The 16,783-nt window shown below is 70.4% G+C and carries 19 protein-coding genes and 1 pseudogene; 7 read left to right on the forward strand and 13 right to left on the reverse strand.

The genetic code is table 11. The features are described 5' to 3' along the window. Window positions 1-27 precede the first annotated feature (27 nt). Window positions 28-720 (forward strand): GntR family transcriptional regulator, encoded by a 693-nt coding sequence (locus tag ACN20X_RS27820; RefSeq protein WP_473210107.1) that lies wholly within the window; start codon window positions 28-30, stop codon window positions 718-720. A 31-nt stretch (window positions 721-751) separates the two neighbouring features. On the opposite strand, the pseudogene ACN20X_RS27825 reads toward ACN20X_RS27820, so the two are convergent. Together ACN20X_RS27825 and ACN20X_RS27830 are read right to left on the reverse strand one after the other, a co-directional pair. Then, a pseudogene (locus tag ACN20X_RS27825) lies at window positions 752-1,026 on the reverse strand (ribbon-helix-helix domain-containing protein). Between the two features lie 66 nt (window positions 1,027-1,092). Further along, window positions 1,093-1,926, reverse strand: coding sequence for an AraC family transcriptional regulator (locus tag ACN20X_RS27830; protein ID WP_212644717.1), 834 nt, complete (start codon window positions 1,924-1,926; stop codon window positions 1,093-1,095). A 70-nt stretch (window positions 1,927-1,996) separates the two neighbouring features. Between ACN20X_RS27830 and ACN20X_RS27835 the strand changes: the two genes are divergently transcribed. The 5 genes from ACN20X_RS27835 to ACN20X_RS27855 all read left to right on the forward strand — a co-directional run bounded on the left by ACN20X_RS27835 (window position 1,997) and on the right by ACN20X_RS27855 (window position 6,374). Continuing rightward, a complete protein-coding gene (locus tag ACN20X_RS27835) occupies window positions 1,997-2,659 on the forward strand; it encodes a pyridoxamine 5'-phosphate oxidase family protein (RefSeq protein ID WP_473210108.1) in 663 nt (220 codons plus the stop codon). Between the two features lie 28 nt (window positions 2,660-2,687). After that, window positions 2,688-3,092 (forward strand): hypothetical protein, encoded by a 405-nt coding sequence (locus tag ACN20X_RS27840; RefSeq protein WP_016448381.1) that lies wholly within the window; start codon window positions 2,688-2,690, stop codon window positions 3,090-3,092. Window positions 3,093-3,215: 123 nt separating this feature from the next. Beyond that, on the forward strand, window positions 3,216-5,459 hold the full coding sequence (locus ACN20X_RS27845; RefSeq protein WP_473210109.1) for a TonB-dependent receptor: 2,244 nt from the start codon (window positions 3,216-3,218) through the stop codon (window positions 5,457-5,459). A 97-nt stretch (window positions 5,460-5,556) separates the two neighbouring features. After that, complete coding sequence (locus tag ACN20X_RS27850; RefSeq protein WP_043790977.1) at window positions 5,557-5,886, forward strand: type II toxin-antitoxin system PrlF family antitoxin; 330 nt, start codon at window positions 5,557-5,559, stop codon at window positions 5,884-5,886. Further along, window positions 5,883-6,374 carry a type II toxin-antitoxin system YhaV family toxin gene (locus tag ACN20X_RS27855; protein WP_473210110.1) on the forward strand — a complete coding sequence of 164 codons (492 nt, stop codon included), beginning with the start codon at window positions 5,883-5,885 and terminating at the stop codon, window positions 6,372-6,374. The genes ACN20X_RS27850 and ACN20X_RS27855 overlap by 4 nt, the downstream gene beginning before the upstream one ends. A 14-nt stretch (window positions 6,375-6,388) precedes the next feature. Here the strand turns inward: ACN20X_RS27855 and ACN20X_RS27860 are convergent, their stop codons facing one another. From ACN20X_RS27860 to cbiE, 7 genes are all read right to left on the reverse strand, one after another. Continuing rightward, entirely contained in the window at window positions 6,389-6,901 is a 513-nt protein-coding gene (locus ACN20X_RS27860) for an MgtC/SapB family protein (protein WP_016448386.1), read from the reverse strand. Window positions 6,902-7,015: 114 nt separating this feature from the next. Beyond that, window positions 7,016-8,413: a chloride channel protein gene (locus ACN20X_RS27865; RefSeq protein ID WP_473210111.1), complete on the reverse strand. Its 1,398-nt coding sequence runs from the start codon at window positions 8,411-8,413 to the stop codon at window positions 7,016-7,018. 274 nt (window positions 8,414-8,687) lie between these two features. Continuing rightward, window positions 8,688-9,017 (reverse strand): DHCW motif cupin fold protein, encoded by a 330-nt coding sequence (locus tag ACN20X_RS27870; protein WP_013800515.1) that lies wholly within the window; start codon window positions 9,015-9,017, stop codon window positions 8,688-8,690. A 63-nt stretch (window positions 9,018-9,080) separates the two neighbouring features. Next, on the reverse strand, window positions 9,081-9,878 hold the full coding sequence (gene cobF / locus ACN20X_RS27875) for a precorrin-6A synthase (deacetylating) (protein WP_392443835.1): 798 nt from the start codon (window positions 9,876-9,878) through the stop codon (window positions 9,081-9,083). Continuing rightward, complete coding sequence (gene cobM / locus ACN20X_RS27880; protein WP_473210112.1) at window positions 9,875-10,741, reverse strand: precorrin-4 C(11)-methyltransferase; 867 nt, start codon at window positions 10,739-10,741, stop codon at window positions 9,875-9,877. Before cobM ends, cobF begins: the two co-directional genes overlap by 4 nt. Then, window positions 10,738-11,223, reverse strand: a complete 486-nt coding sequence (locus ACN20X_RS27885) for a cobalamin biosynthesis protein (RefSeq protein WP_473210113.1) — start codon at window positions 11,221-11,223, stop codon at window positions 10,738-10,740. The genes cobM and ACN20X_RS27885 overlap by 4 nt, the downstream gene beginning before the upstream one ends. Further along, complete coding sequence (cbiE, locus tag ACN20X_RS27890; protein ID WP_473210114.1) at window positions 11,220-12,422, reverse strand: precorrin-6y C5,15-methyltransferase (decarboxylating) subunit CbiE; 1,203 nt, start codon at window positions 12,420-12,422, stop codon at window positions 11,220-11,222. The genes ACN20X_RS27885 and cbiE overlap by 4 nt, the downstream gene beginning before the upstream one ends. Here cbiE and ACN20X_RS27895 point away from each other — a divergent pair. Continuing rightward, window positions 12,421-13,215, forward strand: a complete 795-nt coding sequence (locus ACN20X_RS27895) for a cobalt-precorrin-6A reductase (RefSeq protein ID WP_473210115.1) — start codon at window positions 12,421-12,423, stop codon at window positions 13,213-13,215. The two genes, cbiE and ACN20X_RS27895, sit on opposite strands and share 2 nt — an antisense overlap. Here the strand turns inward: ACN20X_RS27895 and cobJ are convergent. Genes cobJ through cobG form a run of 4 tightly spaced genes read right to left on the reverse strand, consistent with a single transcriptional unit; the run spans window position 13,149 to window position 16,615 of the window. After that, complete coding sequence (gene cobJ / locus ACN20X_RS27900; RefSeq protein WP_473210116.1) at window positions 13,149-13,982, reverse strand: precorrin-3B C(17)-methyltransferase; 834 nt, start codon at window positions 13,980-13,982, stop codon at window positions 13,149-13,151. The genes ACN20X_RS27895 and cobJ overlap by 67 nt on opposite strands. Further along, complete coding sequence (gene cobI / locus ACN20X_RS27905) at window positions 13,976-14,746, reverse strand: precorrin-2 C(20)-methyltransferase (protein ID WP_473210117.1); 771 nt, start codon at window positions 14,744-14,746, stop codon at window positions 13,976-13,978. Before cobI ends, cobJ begins: the two co-directional genes overlap by 7 nt. Further along, window positions 14,736-15,365 carry a precorrin-8X methylmutase gene (locus tag ACN20X_RS27910; protein WP_013800507.1) on the reverse strand — a complete coding sequence of 210 codons (630 nt, stop codon included), beginning with the start codon at window positions 15,363-15,365 and terminating at the stop codon, window positions 14,736-14,738. The genes cobI and ACN20X_RS27910 overlap by 11 nt, the downstream gene beginning before the upstream one ends. Continuing rightward, the gene (gene cobG, locus ACN20X_RS27915) at window positions 15,365-16,615 is read right to left on the reverse strand and encodes a precorrin-3B synthase (RefSeq protein ID WP_473210118.1); all 1,251 of its coding nucleotides are present in this window, start codon (window positions 16,613-16,615) and stop codon (window positions 15,365-15,367) included. Before cobG ends, ACN20X_RS27910 begins: the two co-directional genes overlap by 1 nt. Window positions 16,616-16,783 lie beyond the last annotated feature (168 nt).

Consider the following 16,783-nt stretch of genomic DNA (forward strand, 5'->3'; position numbering starts at 1 on the left):
GCGTCTTTGTCCCAACCGCCTGTCTTGATGGTCGCTGCCGCCCCATTGCCGATTTCCCTGGATGCCGAACCCGCCCCCGCAGCCGACGCCCTGGGCGCCATGGTGGCCGCGCTGGAAGAGGACGTGGTCTTCGGCCGGCTGCACCCGCGCGAGCGCCTGGTGGAGGACGACCTCATGGCCCGCTTCGGCGTCAAGCGCCATGTGGCCCGCGAGGCCCTGGCCGCGCTGGACCGCATGGGCCTCATCGAGCGCCGCAAGAACGTGGGCGCCCTGGTGCGCTCCTTCTCCACCCAGGAAGTGCAGGAACTGTACGAGCTGCGCGGCATGCTGGAAGTCGAGGCCGCGCGCAAGATCCCCCTGCCCGTTCCCCCCGAAAGCCTGGACCGCCTGACCGCCATCCAGCAGCAGCACGACGCCGCCGTGGCCGAAGGCAACGCTCGCCTGGTGTTCCGCATCAACCTGGCCTTTCACCAAGAACTGTTTGCGCTGGCGGGCAACGACACGCTGCACAAGGCCATCACCGAATACGCGCGCCAGACGCACCCCATCCGCTTCGCCTCCCTGGTCTCGGCCGACTACCGCGAGCGCGCACGCCAGGAACACTGGCAGATGATCGAAGCCCTGCGCGCCCAGGACCGCGACGCCCTGGTCCGCCTGTGCGCCGAGCACCTGCTGCCCTCGCGCGATGCGTATCTGAATGCGCAGTTGCAGCGGTTGTAGGCGAAGTCACCCAGGAGCGACGCGGGCAGCGTCACGCGCCGTTGCCGCCGCTGCGCTCGGCAGCCAGACGCTCCCGCAACTGGCCGAGGGTGACGGCGCTGGAGGGATCAGCCCTCAAGGCGTCATAAGCAGGGCCTACCTCCAGGTGCAGCCAGCTATCAGGCCGCGATCCTTGTCCATCAGCGCTTTCAACCCCGCGCAGATCACCTCGCTTTCGCTGGCGTACTCACCGGCCCTCACTTTGGCCCTGACCGCATCGGCGATGTCATTGGGCAAGGTGATGCTCATTTGCTGAGTGGTCTGCATGGGAGGCTCCCTGTAGGCAAGTGAGTGATCCTACTTTCATGTGGCAATCCAGTCGCCGACCCCGCCTCAGCTTGCACTCGCCCCCAACCTCCCCCGGTACGCCGCAGGCGTCTCCCCGAACGTGCGCCGGAACAAGCCGATGAAGGCGCTGGCCGTGGCGTAGCCCAGGTCCAGCGCGATGTTCGTCACCGGCGCGCCGGCGGCCAGCATCTCCAGCGAGCGCATCAGCCGCGCGCGCTGGCGCCAGGCGGTGAAGCTGAAGCCCGTCTCCGACACAAAGCGCCGGCTCAGCGTGCGCGAGCTGACCGCGGCCCAGCGCGCCCAGGCCTCCAGGTCGCGGGCATCGGCCGGGTCGGCGATCAGTGCGCGGGCGATGCGCTGCAGGCGCGGGTCGGCGGGCAGGGGCAGGCCCAGGGGCTCCACGGGCAGGGTGCGGATCTCGTCCAGGATCACCGCCATCACATGGGCGCGGGCCTGGTCCGCCGAAGGGCCTGGTTGCACGGGCTGCGTTGTGGGCACGCCTTGCTGCCATCCCCAGCCGGCGGCGCGCAGCACGGCCTCGCGCAGCAGGCCCGAGGTGCGGATGGCGCAGGGCCGCTTCGGCAAGTCGGCGCAGGCCGGCTCCGCCACATAGACGCTCCAGCCGTGGAAGGGACCATGGGAGCGGCCCGAATGCAGCTGGTGCGGCGGCAGCCACACGGCATGGATGGCGGGCACCACCCAGACCGCGTCTTCCACGCCCACCGACAGCAGCCCGCGCAGCGAGCCGAACAGCTGGCCGCGCGCGTGCCGGTGCGGCTCGGAGGCCAGCTCCTCGTCCTGGTTGCCCACGGCCGCGATCAGCACGGGGCCATCGGCACGGTTCACATGGCTGACCAGTTCAAGAATGGCATCGGGCATGGCGTCTTTGAGCTATTTGTTGGCTGATCCAGTCTACAGCCGCCAACGCCTTTGTTCTTACGCTTGTGCCATGCACACAGACAACACCGCCCTTGCAGAGCCGCCAGGCCCGGCCATCGACCTGGACTCGCTCTACGCCGCCCCGGCAGAAAGAATCCAGAAGGCCGTGCGCGACCGCCTGTCCGACTTCCACGAGGCCTATCTGCGCCAGGCCAGCTTCTTTTGCCTGGCCACGGCCGGCGAACGCGGCCTGGATGCCTCGCCGCGCGGCGGGCCGCCCGGCTTTGTGCAGGTGCTGGACGAGCGCACCGTGGCCTTTGCCGACTGGCCCGGCAACAACCGCATCGAATCCCTGCGCAACCTGCAGGCCGATGACCGCCTGGCCATGCTCTTCCTGTTCCCGGGGCTGGACATCTTCCTGCGCATCAACGGGCGCGGCCGCATCTCCACCGACCCCCATCTGCTGCAGGAGCTGAGCGAAGGCCGGGGCACGCCCAAGACCGCCACCGTGGTCCTGGTCGACGAGGTGCTGCTGCACTGCGGCAAGGCCATCCACCGCTCCGGCCTGTGGAGCCCGTCAAGCCAGCTGGACCGCACCGCCCTGCCCACCGTGGGCCAGATGATGGCCGCCCTCACGCAGTTGGCCGATGCCACGGCGCCCGCCATGGATGCCGCCCAACAGGAACAGGCCAACGCCCACTACGCCCATGCGGTCAGGAACGACCTGTACTGATGCCCTGCTTTTTCCCAGGAACCATGACATGCTGATCGATACCTCCCGCTTTCCCCTGGTCTACCTGCGCGAACCCGAAGCGCAGGCACCTGCAGACGCAGGCAACGGCAATGACGCATCGGCCGAAGCCCAGATCGAATTCCTGCTCGACCAGGGCCGGCACTTCGTGCTGCTCACCGACCACCTGCCCGGCGACCACCCCGAGGAAAGCCACGAAGAACGCAAGCAGCGCGCCCTGTTCTTCAAGCGCAACCGCGAGCGCATGCGCCAGCTGTGCCGGGGCATGGTCGTCATCACGGGCGACCGCGCCGTGCCCGCCGCCCTGCGCCTGGCCGTGCAAGGCATGGGCAAGGCGCTGGGCATGCGGGTTGCGTTCGTGCAGGGGGAGGATGAGGCGCAGGTCTGCTCGTGGGAGCTGCTTGGACAGGCGTGAAGGCGGGCCAGGCGGAGTGTGGGCACAAACAGACATATCTCCCTACAAGCTCCATACGGGGGAGTCGCATCGATAAAATTATTGGGAATCATTCTCATCCCGCATTCTCATCCCGTTTTCTCCATGCACTCCCCCCTCCACACGCTGACCCCGATCGCCGGGGCCCTGGCCCTTCTTTTGTCTGCTGGCGCCGCATGGGCCCAGCCTGCCCCTTCCACGGCAACGGCCGCGCCCGAGCTGGGCACCGTCACCGTGGAGGCCAGCGCCGATGCGTCGGCTGAAGGCCTGTCCAGGCCCTACGCGGGCGGCCAGGTGGCGCGCGGGGGGCGGGCCGGGATTCTGGGCACGCGCGACAACATGGAGACGCCGTTCTCCATCACCAGCTACACCAACGAGCTGATCCAGGACCGCCAGGCCAAAAGCGTGGGCGATGTGCTGCAGAACGATCCTTCCGTGCGCGTGGCGCGCGGCTTCGGCAATTTCCAGGAGTCCTACTTCGTGCGCGGCTTCGTGCTGGGCTCGGACGACGTGGCCTACAACGGCCTGTACGCGCTGCTGCCGCGCCAGTACATCGCCACCGAGCTGTTCGAGCGCGTGGAGCTGCTGCGCGGCGCATCGGCCTTTCTGATGGGCGCCAGCCCCAATGGCGGCGGCCTGGGCGGCAACATCAACCTGCTGCCCAAGCGCGCGGGCAGCGATCCGCTGTCGCGCGTGACGGCAGGCATTGCCAGCGGCGGCCAGGCCTTCGTGGCGGCCGACGTGAGCCGGCGCTTCGGCCCCGACCAGGCCACGGGCATCCGCCTGAACGCCGCGCACCGGGGCGGCGATACCGCCATCGACCAGGAAAGCTCCAAGCTCGATCTGTTGTCCGTGGGCATGGACTGGCGCAGCAGCAATGTGCGCCTGTCGGGCGACATCGGCTGGCAGGACAACCGCCTCAAGCGCACGCGCACCAATGTCACGCCGGGCGCAGGGCTGGCCGCCATTCCTGCGGCGCCCGATGCTTCCTCCAACTGGGCCCAGCCCTGGACCTATTCCGACGAGCGCGACCTGTTCGGCACGCTGCGCGGCGAATGGGACATCAACAGCAACGTGACGGCCTGGGCCGCCTACGGCCTGCGCCGCAGCTCCGAGAACAACTCGCTGGCCAACATCACGCTGGCGGCGGCCGGCAATGGCGCGGCCACCACCAGCCGCTTCGACAACGCGCGCAAGGACCGCGTGAGCACGGGCGAGCTGGGCGTGCGCGCACGCCTGCAGACGGGCGATGTGGGCCATGAGATCGTCGCCAGCTATTCGGCCTTCGACCTCAAGGTCTACAACGCCTATGGCATGAGCACGTCTGCGGTCCAGGGCAATGTGCTGAACACCAACCTCTACAACCCCAGCTACTACGCGATCACGCCGCTCAACTACCTGGGCAACGACCTGTCCAACCCCGCCTACAACCGGGGCACGCGCCTGAACAGCTTTGCGCTGGGCGACACGCTGTCGCTGATGGACGGCCGCATGCTGGTGACGGCCGGCGTGCGCCGCCAGACGATAGAGACCGACTCGGTGAGCTACCGCCTCGTCAGCAACGGCGCCGTCACCAGCCAGGGCGGCGTGCGCACGGCCTACGACCAGAGCCGCACCAGCCCGGTGCTGGGCGCGGTGTTCAAGCTCACGCCCCAGGTATCGCTGTACGGCAACTACATCGAGGGACTGGCCCAGGGCGACACGGCGCCGGCCAAGTCGGGCGACACCATCATCGCCAACGCGGGCCAGCAGATGTCGCCCTACGTCACCAAGCAAAAGGAAGTGGGCGTCAAGTACGACGGCGGCAAGCTGGGCGGCGGCCTGGCCTTCTTCTCCACCGACAAGCCGCGCTCGCTGATCGACGGCAACCTGTTCACCTCGGCCGGCAAGGACCGTCACCAGGGCGTGGAATTCAACGTCTTCGGCGAACCCATGCGCGGCCTGCGCCTGCTGGGCGGCGCCACCTGGCTGGACGCCAGGCAGCAAAGCACGGGCCGCGCCACCACCGACGGCAAGCGCGTCATCGGCGTGCCGCGCTTCCAGGCCACGGCGGGCGTGGAGTGGGATGTGCCGGGCATCAACGGCCTGGCGCTGGACGGCCGCCTGGTGCACACCGGCGCCAGCTACGCCAACGATGTCAACACCCTGCGCGTGGCCGGATGGAACCGCCTGGACCTGGGCGTGCGCTACATGACCGAAGTGCAGGGCAAGCTGCTCACGCTGCGCCTGCGCGTGGACAACGCGACGGACCGCAACTACTGGGCCTCCGTGGGCGGCTACCCGGGTTCGGGCTACCTGACGGTGGGCGGTCCGCGCACGTTCTCGCTGAGTGCGAGTGTGGATTTCTGAGGCGGGATGCGCGTGCTTTTTGGGGAAGGAACCTTTCGCCCGGGCATGGTAATGCACCTGCATTACCATGCATGGCAGCCTATCAGGAGATGCCATCATGTTTTCGACACTTGAAGCCGAATCCACGCTCACTGACCGCTACCAGACCACCATTCCCGAAGCCGTTCGCCGCGCATTGCACCTGAGCAAGCGCGACAGGATCCACTACACCATCCTGCCCGGCGGGGAGGTCGTGCTCAGTCGCGCCGACTCCACCGAGGATGCCGATCCCGTGCTGGGCCAGTTTCTCGGCTTTCTGGCCCAGGACATGGCAGCCCACCCCGAGCGCCTGCAGACCATGGATGCCCGTCTGGCGCAGCAGATCCAGGCGCTGACCGAAGGCATCGAGGTCGATCTGGATGCACCGCTTTCGGCAGACGACGAATGAGCGCCGTACCGCCCGCCCCCTTGCGCATCCACGGCTGGACGGTATTCATGCACCCGCTTTTCCTGGCCCAGCTGCAGGCGTTGAGCCAGGAAGTGGAGGGTCTGAAAACGAAGGACCCTGACGGGTACACACGCAAGAACGCGACCAAGCGATTGGCGGCGATCCGCAAGCTGGCATTCGATGTCATCCCGCAGGATCCCACGCGGCCAGACTACCGCCAGGGCCATACCCTGGGCGAGGAGCACAAGCACTGGTTTCGGGCCAGGTTCTTCCAGCAGTACCGCCTGTTCTTTCGCTTTCACGCCCCCAGCAAAATCATCGTGTTCGCCTGGGTCAACGATGAGGACACCAGGCGAGCCTATGAGGGCAGCGACGATGCCTACAGGGTGTTCCGAAAAATGCTCGCCAACGGGCACCCTCCTGGCGATTGGGACAGTTTGCTGGCACAGGCGAAGTCCCCGCCACCCCACTCACAGCCGCACGCCTGAGCCGCAGCCCGCCCTCAGGTCTCGCGCGGCTTGGTGTCCGGCTCCGCGTCATCGTGCGGCGGCGGCGCACTGACCACATGCGGCAGCATCACGAGGATGACGATGGCCAGCAGCGTGGCCAGCAGCGCGATGGCTTCGCGCCCCAGGCCGCAGGCCACGCCGATGGCGGCCGTCATCCAGATGCCGGCTGCCGTGGTCAGGCCCTGCACCTGTTCCTCGGAGTGGCGCTTGATGATGGCGCCCGCGCCCAGGAAGCCTACGCCGGCCACCACGCCCTGGATCACGCGGCTCATGTCGGCAATGTCCATGCCGCCGCGCTCGGGCACCAGCACGAACAGCGCCGCGCCCATGGCCACCAGCATGTGGGTGCGCAGGCCTGCGGCCTTGCCCTTGTGCTCGCGCTCGTAGCCGACGATGCCGCCCAGCAGCGCCGCCAGCAGCAGGCGCACCATGACGCGCGTGACCTCGGCCGCATCGGGCAGGCTGGAAAATTCCTCGACCAGGGTGTTGGCCACTTCCTCCCACATGGCGCGTTCCTTTCCTTGGGTTTGCGTCCGGACTCAGGAAGGGAGCATGGCGTGGCGTGAAGCACACCCAGGCCATCGGCATTCGCCATTGGCTGTCAGCCAAGCGCGCCCGCTTCAGGCGCCTGCGGGCTTGTCCTGGTCCTTCGGGGGAGAGGCCTGCTCGGGCACCGGTGCGGGTGCCGACGCAGGAGCAGGTGCAGCTGCGACCACCATGCTCAGCATGTGCTGGGCCAGCGTCTCGTACAGCGGCCGGGCCAGCATGCGCGAGACCAGGCTGGCCAGCATGGCCGCCGCCATGAGGCTGAGCACCATGGAGTGGCCGTCCACCATCTCCATGACGATGATGAAGGCCGTCAGCGGCGCCTGCGTCACGGCGGCCAGGAAGGCGGCCATGCCCATGGCGATGAGGGCGGGCGCGATGTCTGCGCCCATGAGGCCGGCCACGTTGTGGCCCACGCCCGCGCCAATGGACAGCGAGGGCGCGAAGATGCCGCCCGGCACGCCCACCCAGGCCGACAGCCAGGTGGCGATGAACTTCAGGGTGACGTAGAACGAAGGCACGTCGGCCTGGCCCGCCAGCATGTGCTTGACGGCTTCCGAGCCCGCGCCGAAGGTGGCGCCGCCCGTGACCATGCCGATGACGGCGATCACCAGCGCGACCGCCGCCGCGAAGCGGATCGGAAAGCGCGCGCGCAGCTGGTTGAGCCGCTCGGGCGCGCGGGTCAGCGAGGCGGCCAGCAGCTTGGCGAAGAGGCCTCCCAGCACGCCGCAGGCCAGCGTCACGCACAGGCCGGGCAGCAGCGCGTCCCAGGTCAGGTGGGGCACCTGGATGCGCCCGAAATAACTGAGATTGCCGAAGGCCGACACGCCCATCAGGCCGGCCAGCACGATGGCCGCGATGATCAGGCCGCTGGAGCGCGACTCCAGCTTGCGCGACAGCTCCTCGATGGCGAAGACCACGCCGGCCAGCGGCGCGTTGAAGGCCGCCGCAATGCCGGCCGCGCCGCCGGCCACCAGCAGCGCATGGTGGCTGATGCCCGAATGCGGGCCGAACCAGCGCCGCGCATGGTGCATGACACCGGCGGCCACCTGCACCGACGGCCCCTCGCGCCCGATGGACAGCCCCGCCGCAAAGCCTGCGCTGGCCAGCGCCATCTTGGCGAAGGACAGCCACAGCGACACGAAGCGCCCGCGCTGCGTGGAGTCCAGCGCCGGGTCCAGCGTGGCGATCACCTGCGGAATGCCCGATCCCGCCGCACCCGGCGCCCAGCGCCGCGTGAGCCACACGGCGCCCGCCGTGACGGCAGGCATCCACAGCAGCACGGCCCAGCCGCCCTGCCAGTGGTAAATGCTCTCGAAGAATTCGAAGCCCGCGTCCGCCATCAGCGTGAAGGCCACCACGCACAGCCCGGCGGCGGCGGCATAGGCCAGCACGATGGTGCGGTCCAGCCAGCGCCTGCCGTCCCGGAATTCCTGGTTCAGGTTGTGGAGGAAGTCGGGTTCTTGCTGCATCGCGTGAAGAGGCTGGGCGAAAGCTCTTCATTGTGCACAAGCCCGGCCACAGGGGCTGTCGCCATCGGCAATGCCTACTTCGCCGCTGAGTTGATGGACGATGACTGTGTACCTGGAGAGCCGTCCGTCAGGCATTCCACCCCCCGGCATGGGCACCCTGGCAAGCCTTGCCGTACGCCACTCAATGACGGCACGTTTGCGCAGCTCTCGCCCGCGCCGGCGCGAACCTGTCGCAGACCTGCAGCGCGCTGCCGTGCCGATCGTGCCTGCAGGTTCAGTCCACCACGAAGAGCCTGGCGCCCTTGGGCGAGCGCGAGCGGTGCGGCTCGGCGTTGTCCGCCACCTGGTAGCTCATGCCGGGTGTCAGAGTGAAGCGGCGGCCGTCCGCCAGTTCGGTCTCCAGTTCCCCTTCCAGGCACAGCAGCACATGGCCCTTGGTGCACCAGTGGTCGGAGACATAGCCGGGCGTGTACTCCACCGTGCGCACGCGGATGTTGCCGAAGTTCTGCGTGCGCCAGAACGCCTGGCCGGCCTCGGCCGAATGCTCGGTGGGCGCCACGGCGGCCCAGTCGGTGGTGTTGAAGGGGATGTTGTCCATCTGCATGGCGGGATTCCTTGATGAAGGGGGTGTGCAGCTAGAGGGCCGGCGTCGGCAGCAGCCTCGGTCTCAGTCCCCGCGCCGCAGCAGGTAGATATCCATGATCCAGCCATGCCGCTCGCGCGCTGCGGCGCGGGCCTGCGCGATGCGCGGGGCGGCCTCGGCCAGCGGGCCGCTGTCCAGCATCTGGCGGTCCATGCCCAGGTAGGCACCCCACCAGATGTGCAGGCCGTGGGAGGGCAGCTCGGTGAAGCTGCACTGCCCGTCCAGCATGACCACGGCCGTGTCCACGCCGGGCGGCCAGCCCTGCTCGCGCAGCTGGCGGCCCGTGGTCACCACGAAGGGCTGGCCTATGCCGTTGAGCGCAATCGCATGCGCGGCGCACAGCACCTGCATGGAGCTGATGCCCGCCACCACGCGCACGCTGTGCGGCGCCGGCTGCATGCGCGCCGCGATGCGCAGGGTGCTGTCGTACAGCGCCGGGTCCCCCCAGACCAGCAGGGCGACCTGCAAGGGCTGGCCCGCCGTTCGCGGCGCCAGTCCATCGGCCATCGACCGGGTGATGGCCGCCTGCCAGCAGCGCGTGATGGCCGCATGCCATTCATCGACCTGGGCCAGGTAGTCGTCGCCCACGCTGCGGCGCACGGGCATGTCGAAGCCTTCGATGCGCGGGCCGGGCGCAGTGAGCACGGCATCGCACAGGTCGCGGCGCAGGGCGGCGAGTTCGGCCTTGTCCTCGCCCTTGTGCGGCAGCAGGATCAGGTCGGCGGCCTGCATGGCGGCCTGGGCTTCGCGCGTGAGGTGGTCGGGGTTGCCCGTGCCGATGCCGATCAGGCTCAGCGCCACGGGCGGCAGGGCGGCGCTCATGGTGCGGGGTTCCCGAGGGGCACGTCGATCACGGTGTCCCTCAAGGTATCCCTCGCGGTATCCAGCGCGGCATTCGCATGCACATCGGTGGCGGGAAAGCGCGGCTCGGTGCCCAGCGGGCGGTAGCGGCGGTCGTAGTCGGCCGCGTAGAGGCGGCTTTCGCCGAAGTCCTCGGCCTGCAGGCTGCGGCCCACCAGGATCAGGGCCGTGCGCTCCATATGGGTGGCCACGGCCTCGGTCAGGCTGCCCACCGTGGTGCGCACCACGGTTTCGTCAGGCCAGCTGGCGCGCCAGACGATGGCCACGGGGCAGTCGGCGCCGTAGTGCGGCAGCAGCTCGGACTGCACCTTGGCGGCCACATGGATGGACAGATGGATGGCCAGCACGGCACCCGTGGCCGCAAAGGCGGCCAGGTTCTCGCCCTCGGGCATGGCCGTGGCGCGGCCCGAGGTGCGCGTCAGCACCACGGACTGGCACAGGCCGGGCAGGGTCAGCTCCGCGCCCAGCGTGGCAGCGGCGGCCGCGAACGAGGGCACGCCGGGCGTGACGGTGTAGGCAATACCGGCCTCGTGCAGGCGGCGCAGTTGCTCGCCCATGGCCGACCAGACGGACAGGTCGCCCGAGTGCAGGCGCGCCACGTCTTCGCCACGCGCCTCGGCGGCCTGGATCTCGGCCACGATGTCGTCCAGGCTCATGGATGCGGTGTTGACGATGCGCGCGCCCGGCGGGCAGTGCGCCAGCAGCTCGCGCGGTATCAGCGAGCCTGCGTACAGGCAGACCGGGCAGGCCGCCATGAGGTCGCGCCCGCGCACGGTGATCAGGTCGGCGGCGCCGGGGCCGGCGCCGATGAAATGCACGGTCATGCCGTTGCTCCTTGTTTCTTGGCCTGGCTGGCGTGGGCCAGGCAACAGTTCAGAGGTCCGCCCTGGCCCACGGCCAGGGCCAGGGTGGCGCTGCCATCGTCCGCCACCAGGCGGGTCACGCTCAGGGCGGAGTGCGGGCCTGCGGCGGCCAACGCCGCCGCCTCGGCCACGCTGCCGGTGCCGTAGCGCGCCAGCATGCGCGGCGATTGGGTGACCACCGGCTGGCCCGGCAATTGCGCGGACGGCACACGGACCAGGACGGCCGAGGGCACGACCGCCGACATCCAGGCCTCCAGCGCCGGATGGCCGGCCTTGGTATCCAGCACGGCCACGGCGCAGACGGACTGCGGCGCGCAGGCTTGCTGCAACAGGTGCGCCTGGGCCCGCTGCCACAGCGCCTGCAGCGCATGGGGCAGTGCGTCCGTGTGCAGGCCCAGGCCCAGCACGCCGCAGCGGTGGGGGATGGCTTGGTCCGGGTTCACCGCTGCCAGCTCCACTGCACCAGCGGCCGCGCAGCCTTCCAGCTGCGCATGCGGCCCAGCGGCTCGGCGCTGGAAATCTCCAGCCGCAGCAGCTGGCCGCCGTGCTCGGCCTGCAGTTGCACCAGCAGGGCCTCGGTCTCCAGCGTCACGGCGTTGACGACCAGGCGGCAGCCTGCGGGCATGAGGGCCTGCAGGCGCTCGAACAATTCGGCGTCAAAGCCCCCGCCCACGAACACGGCCTGGGGCCGGGCCAGCGCCTGCAGTTCGGCCAGCGCCTCGGGCGCCACGCCCTGCACCACGCGCAGGCGCGCCTGCAGTCCGAAGCGCCGGGCGTTGAGGCGGATGTTGTCCGCACGCGCCGCATGCTGCTCCAGGCTGATGGCCGAGCCACCGGCCAGGCACCACTCCACGGCCACCGAGCCCGAGCCGCCGCCCACATCCCACAGGCATTCGCCGTGGCGCGGCGCAAGAGCCGCCAGGGTCAGCGCTCGGGCCGGGGCCTTGGTGATCTGGCCGTCGTTGGCGTACCAGTGGTTGGGCCGGCCCGGCACCAGCGGCAGGGCCGCGCCGCCCTGGGCGAGCACGGCCACGGCCACGGGCGCATGGGCCGGGTCGGCGGCCAGGGCCTGGGCGGCTTCGGCGGCGCGCCATGCGCGGCGGCGCTCGCGCGGGCCGCCCACGGATTCCATGACCTCCAGGCGGCTGTCGCCCCAGCCTTCCTGCACCAGCCAGTCCGCCAGTGCGGCCACGGCGGCGCCATCGCGCAGCAGCACCAGCGACTGGCGGCCTGGCGACAGGTGCGGCAGCAACTGCTGCACATGGCCGGCATGCAGGCCCAGGCAGACCGTGTCTTCCAGCTTCCAGCCCAGGCGGGACGCCAGCAGCGAAAATGTCGAAGGTTGGGCGTGGCAGCGCCACTCCTGCGGCGCCAGATGCGCCGCCAGGCTGCCGCCCGCCCCGAACCAGAACGGATCGCCCGACGCCAGGACCACCGTGGGCCGGCCACGGCAGGCCAGCACGGGCGCCACGTCAAAGGGCACGGGCCAGGGACGGCCCCGCTCGCCGGCCTGGGCCAGCGCCAGATGGCGCGGCCCGCCAAAAACGGTCTCGGCAGCGTCCAGTGCGCGCAGCGCGGCGGGCGCGAGGCCGTCCAGGCCGTCTTCGTTCAGGCCCACCAATGTCAACCAGGGATCAGTCATGCCCCATGTTCTCCTGCTGGGCGGCACCAGCGGCGCCAGCCAGCTGGCCCAGGCCCTGCACCGCGCCGGCATTGCCGCCGTGTTCTCGTATGCGGGCGTCACGCAGTCGCCCGTGGCCCAGCCCCTGCCCACGCGCGTGGGAGGCTTTGGCGGCGCGCAGGGCCTGGCGCAATTCCTGCGCGGGCAGGCCATCAGCCATGTGGTCGATGCCACCCATCCGTTCGCCGCGCAGATGAGCCGCAATGCCTGCGAGGCCTGCGCCGCCACCGGCACGCCGTTGCTGGCGCTGGAGCGCGAGCCCTGGCAGGCCAGTGCCGGCGATGCCTGGATCGACGTGCCCGACATGCAAGCCGCCGCTGCCGCCCTGCCCCAGGCAGCCGCCCGGGTGTTTCTGGCCGTGGGCCGCAAGCAGCTTGCGGCCTTTGCGGGCCGGCCGCAGCACCACTACCTGCTGCGCCTGGTCGATGCGCCCGGGCCCGGCAGCCTGCCCCTGCCCCACACCACGGTGGTTCTGGGGCGCGGGCCTTTCAGCGCGGAAGACGATGAAGCCTTGCTGCGCACACACGGCATCGAATGGCTGGTGGCCAAGAACGCGGGCGGCGAGGCCACGCGCGGCAAGCTCGATGCCGCACGTGCCCTGGGCCTGCCCGTGGTGATGGTGCAGCGCCCGGCGCTGCCGCAGCGCCAGCGCACCGGGTCGGTGGCTGCGGTGCTGCACTGGATTGCTCATGGCGTGCTGCCGATAGCACCGACGGCGCCGGCAGCACCGCCCGCGCCGCCATCCATGCCGTAGTGGCGTGGCGTGTAGACCCAGCGGCCCACGCGGCGCGTGGCGCTGTTGCCCACCAGGACCACGGTACGCATGTCGGCCATCTCGGGCGTGGCCTCGGCCAGCGTGCATACGTGCAAGTGTTCCTCGGGCGTGGACACGGCGCGCGCGAACACCAGCAGGCGCTGCGGCTCGCAGCGGGTGCGCAGCAGCTGCAGCAGGCGCACAAAGCCTTCGGGCCGGCTCTTGGAGCGCGGGTTGTAGAAGGCCATGGCGAAGTCGGCCTGGGCCGCCAGTTCCACGCGCCGCGCGATCACCGGCCAGGGCTTGAGGTTGTCCGAGAGATTGATGCAGCAAAAGTCATGGCCCAGCGGCGCGCCAGCGCGCGCGGCGGCGGCCAGCATGGCGGTGATGCCGGGCAGCACCTGGATATCGAGCGCCTGCCAGGCGGCGGCCTGCACCGCATCGGCCGATTCCATGGCCTCGAAAACGGCCGACGCCATGGCGAACACGCCCGGGTCGCCCGAGGACACCACGACCACCTGCCGCCCCTGCGCGGCCAGCGCCAGCGCCTGGCGCGCGCGCTCCAGCTCCACGCGGTTGTCCGAGGCATGCCAGGCCACGGCCTGGCCCTGACCCGCCTGCGCCAGCAGGGCCTGCGCGCGGGACACATAGGGCAGGTAGCCGACCACATCGTCGGCCCCGTGCAAGGCGGCTGCGGCTTCGGGCGTGATCTGGTCCAGTGCGCCCGGGCCCAGCCCCACCACCGTCAGGCGGCCGGCGCTCACCATGCGGCCTCCGGGCGGCGGCCCTGGCCGTGCACGAGCACGATGGCGAAATAGGGGCAGGCGTCGTCGGACACATCGCCCAGGCGCGCGACCTGCTCGCTGTCCGTGGTGCCGTTCTGCACCAGCCAGGCGGCCTCCAGCCGGCCCGTGCGCTGCAGGGCGCGGCGGATGCGCGGCAGGTTGCGGCCGACCTTCATGACCACCAGGGCCTCGGCGGACTGCATGCGGCGCACCAGCTCGTCTTCGGACAGGGTGCCGGTCATCACGCTGAGCACGTCGTCGCCCCAGGTGATGGGCTCGCCCGTGGCGTGCCAGCAGCCCACCATGCCGGGGATGCCGGGCACCACGTCTAGCGGCACCTGGCCGCGTTCGCGCAACCGGGTGTACAGATGCATGAAGGAGCCGTAGAGGAAGGGGTCGCCCTCGCACAGCACCACCACCTGCTCGGTCTGCGCCAGCGCTTCCAGGCGCAGGCACCAGTCGTCGTAGAAGCGCGCCAGCAGGTCCACATAGGCGGGGCTGTCCACGGGCAGCTCGGTGGTCACCGGGTACTCCATGGCGTGCTCGGCAGCGCCTTGGGCCAGCAGGCCGTCCACCAGCTGGCGGGCCTTGCCGGGCCGGCCCTTCTTGCGGAAGAACGCCACCTGGCGGGCGCCGCGCACCAGGCGGTCGGCCTTGACGCTCATGAGTTCGGGGTCGCCCGGGCCCAGGCCCACGCAGACAATGCCGGGCCCGCCCTGGCCGGGACGCGGCTGCCTACTCGACATGGCTGGCCAGTGCGTTGATGGCGGCCACGGTGATGGCCGAGCCGCCCAGGCGGCCATGCACGGCCATGCAGGGAACGGGCAGGTCCTGCATCAGCGCCTGCTTGGATTCCATGGCGCCCACAAAGCCCACGGGGCAGCCGATGATGGCGGCCGGCCGGGGGCAGGCCGGGTCCTGCAGCATGTTGAGCAGGTGGAACAGGGCCGTGGGCGCATTGCCGATGGCCACCACGGCCCCGGCCAGGTGCGGGCGCCACAGCTCCAGCGCGGCGGCGCTGCGCGTGTTGCCCATGTCACGGGCCAGCGCGGGCACGCGCTCGTCCTGCAGCGTGCAGATGATGGGGTTGGCGGCGGGCAGGCGCGAGCGCGTGATGCCCTCGCTGACCATGCGCACGTCGCACAGCACGGGCGCGCCGTTTTGCAGGGCCTGCGCGGCGGCCTCGGCCATGCCGGGCGAGAAGGCCACGTGCGGGGCCAGCTCCACCAGGCCGGCAGCGTGGATCATGCGCACCACCACGCGTTCCTCGACAGGCGTGAAGCGTTCCAGCGCCGCCTCGCGGCGGATGGTGGCAAAGGACTGCCGGTAGATCTCGGCGCCATCGGTTTCGTAGCGGTGCAGCATTATTCTTTTGAAAACAGCAATCCCGGATTGTCTCGCACCGAGGCCAGGGTCCGCTGCTCCTGCGCCCTATCCCCGGCACGGCCATGGCGCACTACGGAATAGAAAGGGCCTTCGCCCTCGTCTTCACCTTCTGCCCGCAGCACCACCGTGGCCGGCGCCTGCCGCGCGCAGCCCTTGGCGCATCCGGTCACATGCAGGTGCGCGCCGTGGGGCACCTGCGGCGCCAGCTCCAGCGCCAATGTTTGCGTGGGACCCAGGGCCTGGGTGCAGCCCGGCGCGCCGGTACAGGCGGATACGCGCAGGCGCGGGTCATGGACGTGGGTGATCCAGTCAGCGGCGTTGTCCAGCCCTGCAGCCGTCCACCAGCAAGGCAGGGCGGCACCAGCTTCCGCGTTTTCGTCTTCCACCAGCAGCATGCGCCAGGGTGTCACACGCAAAAAGGCCTGCTCAGGCAAGGCGCGCACCAGCCGCGCCAGCGCCACGGCCGGCAAGCGGCCCAGCGGCGCGCCCAGCAGCCAGCCCACGCCGGGCACGGCACCGGGCGCCGGTCCTTCGCCGTGGGCCGGGGTTTCTGTCTCCACCCAGTCCAGTCCGGGGGGCGGCTGCAGTTGCGCCGCCACCGCGGCCATGCGTCCGGGCCGCAAGCCCTGGGCGCGGCGAAGGGAGGCCTGGTCGGCAAACCAGCGCGCCAGCGCCAGGCCTGCGGCCACGGCCTGGTCCGCGTCGGCCACGGCCAGCGCGTGGTTGCGTCCATCGGGCTGCACCAGCCATCCGGTGGAGGTGCGCTGCAGACGGATATCGGCGGACACGCCCGCCAGCCGGCCCGGTGCGCCTTCCACCGACCAGCCGAACTTGGCGGGCAGGCCGGCCAGGTCGTCGGCCGCATCCAGCGTCTGCTGCAGGGCCTGGCCCAGCGCATGGACAGCCTCCTGCGGCCGGCACAGCGGGTCGATCACCAGGTTGCGGCGGCGCTCGCGGCCCGCGTCGGCGTCCAGCAGGCCCACGGCCGCCAGGGCGCGCAGCACGGCGGCGTGCCGCCCGGGCGCAATGCCGCGCAACTGCACATTGGCGCGGCTGGACAGCTCCAGCGCGCCGTTGCCATGCACCCAGGCCAGGCGCGCCAGCCGCCGCGCCTGGGCCACCGTCAGGCGGCCCAGCGGCGGGCGCACGCGCAGCACCAGCCCATCGCCGGAGGCCATGGGCTGCCAGGCGCCGGGGCACCAGCCTTGGATGTGGGGAGGGGTATGCATGGGATGGGGACCGACTGTAGCGCCGACGCAGCCTGTCCCGCAGGGGCAGCACCCGCAGGCGGTCAAGAAATGCGGGCTTTGTTGATCCAGCCTGCACGGGAAGCGCAGCGGTGACGCTGAACCGATGCCTCGTCTAAATTTGTCACTTCTCATGGAAATTTAACAATT

The organism is Delftia sp. PX-1 (genome assembly GCF_055797465.1).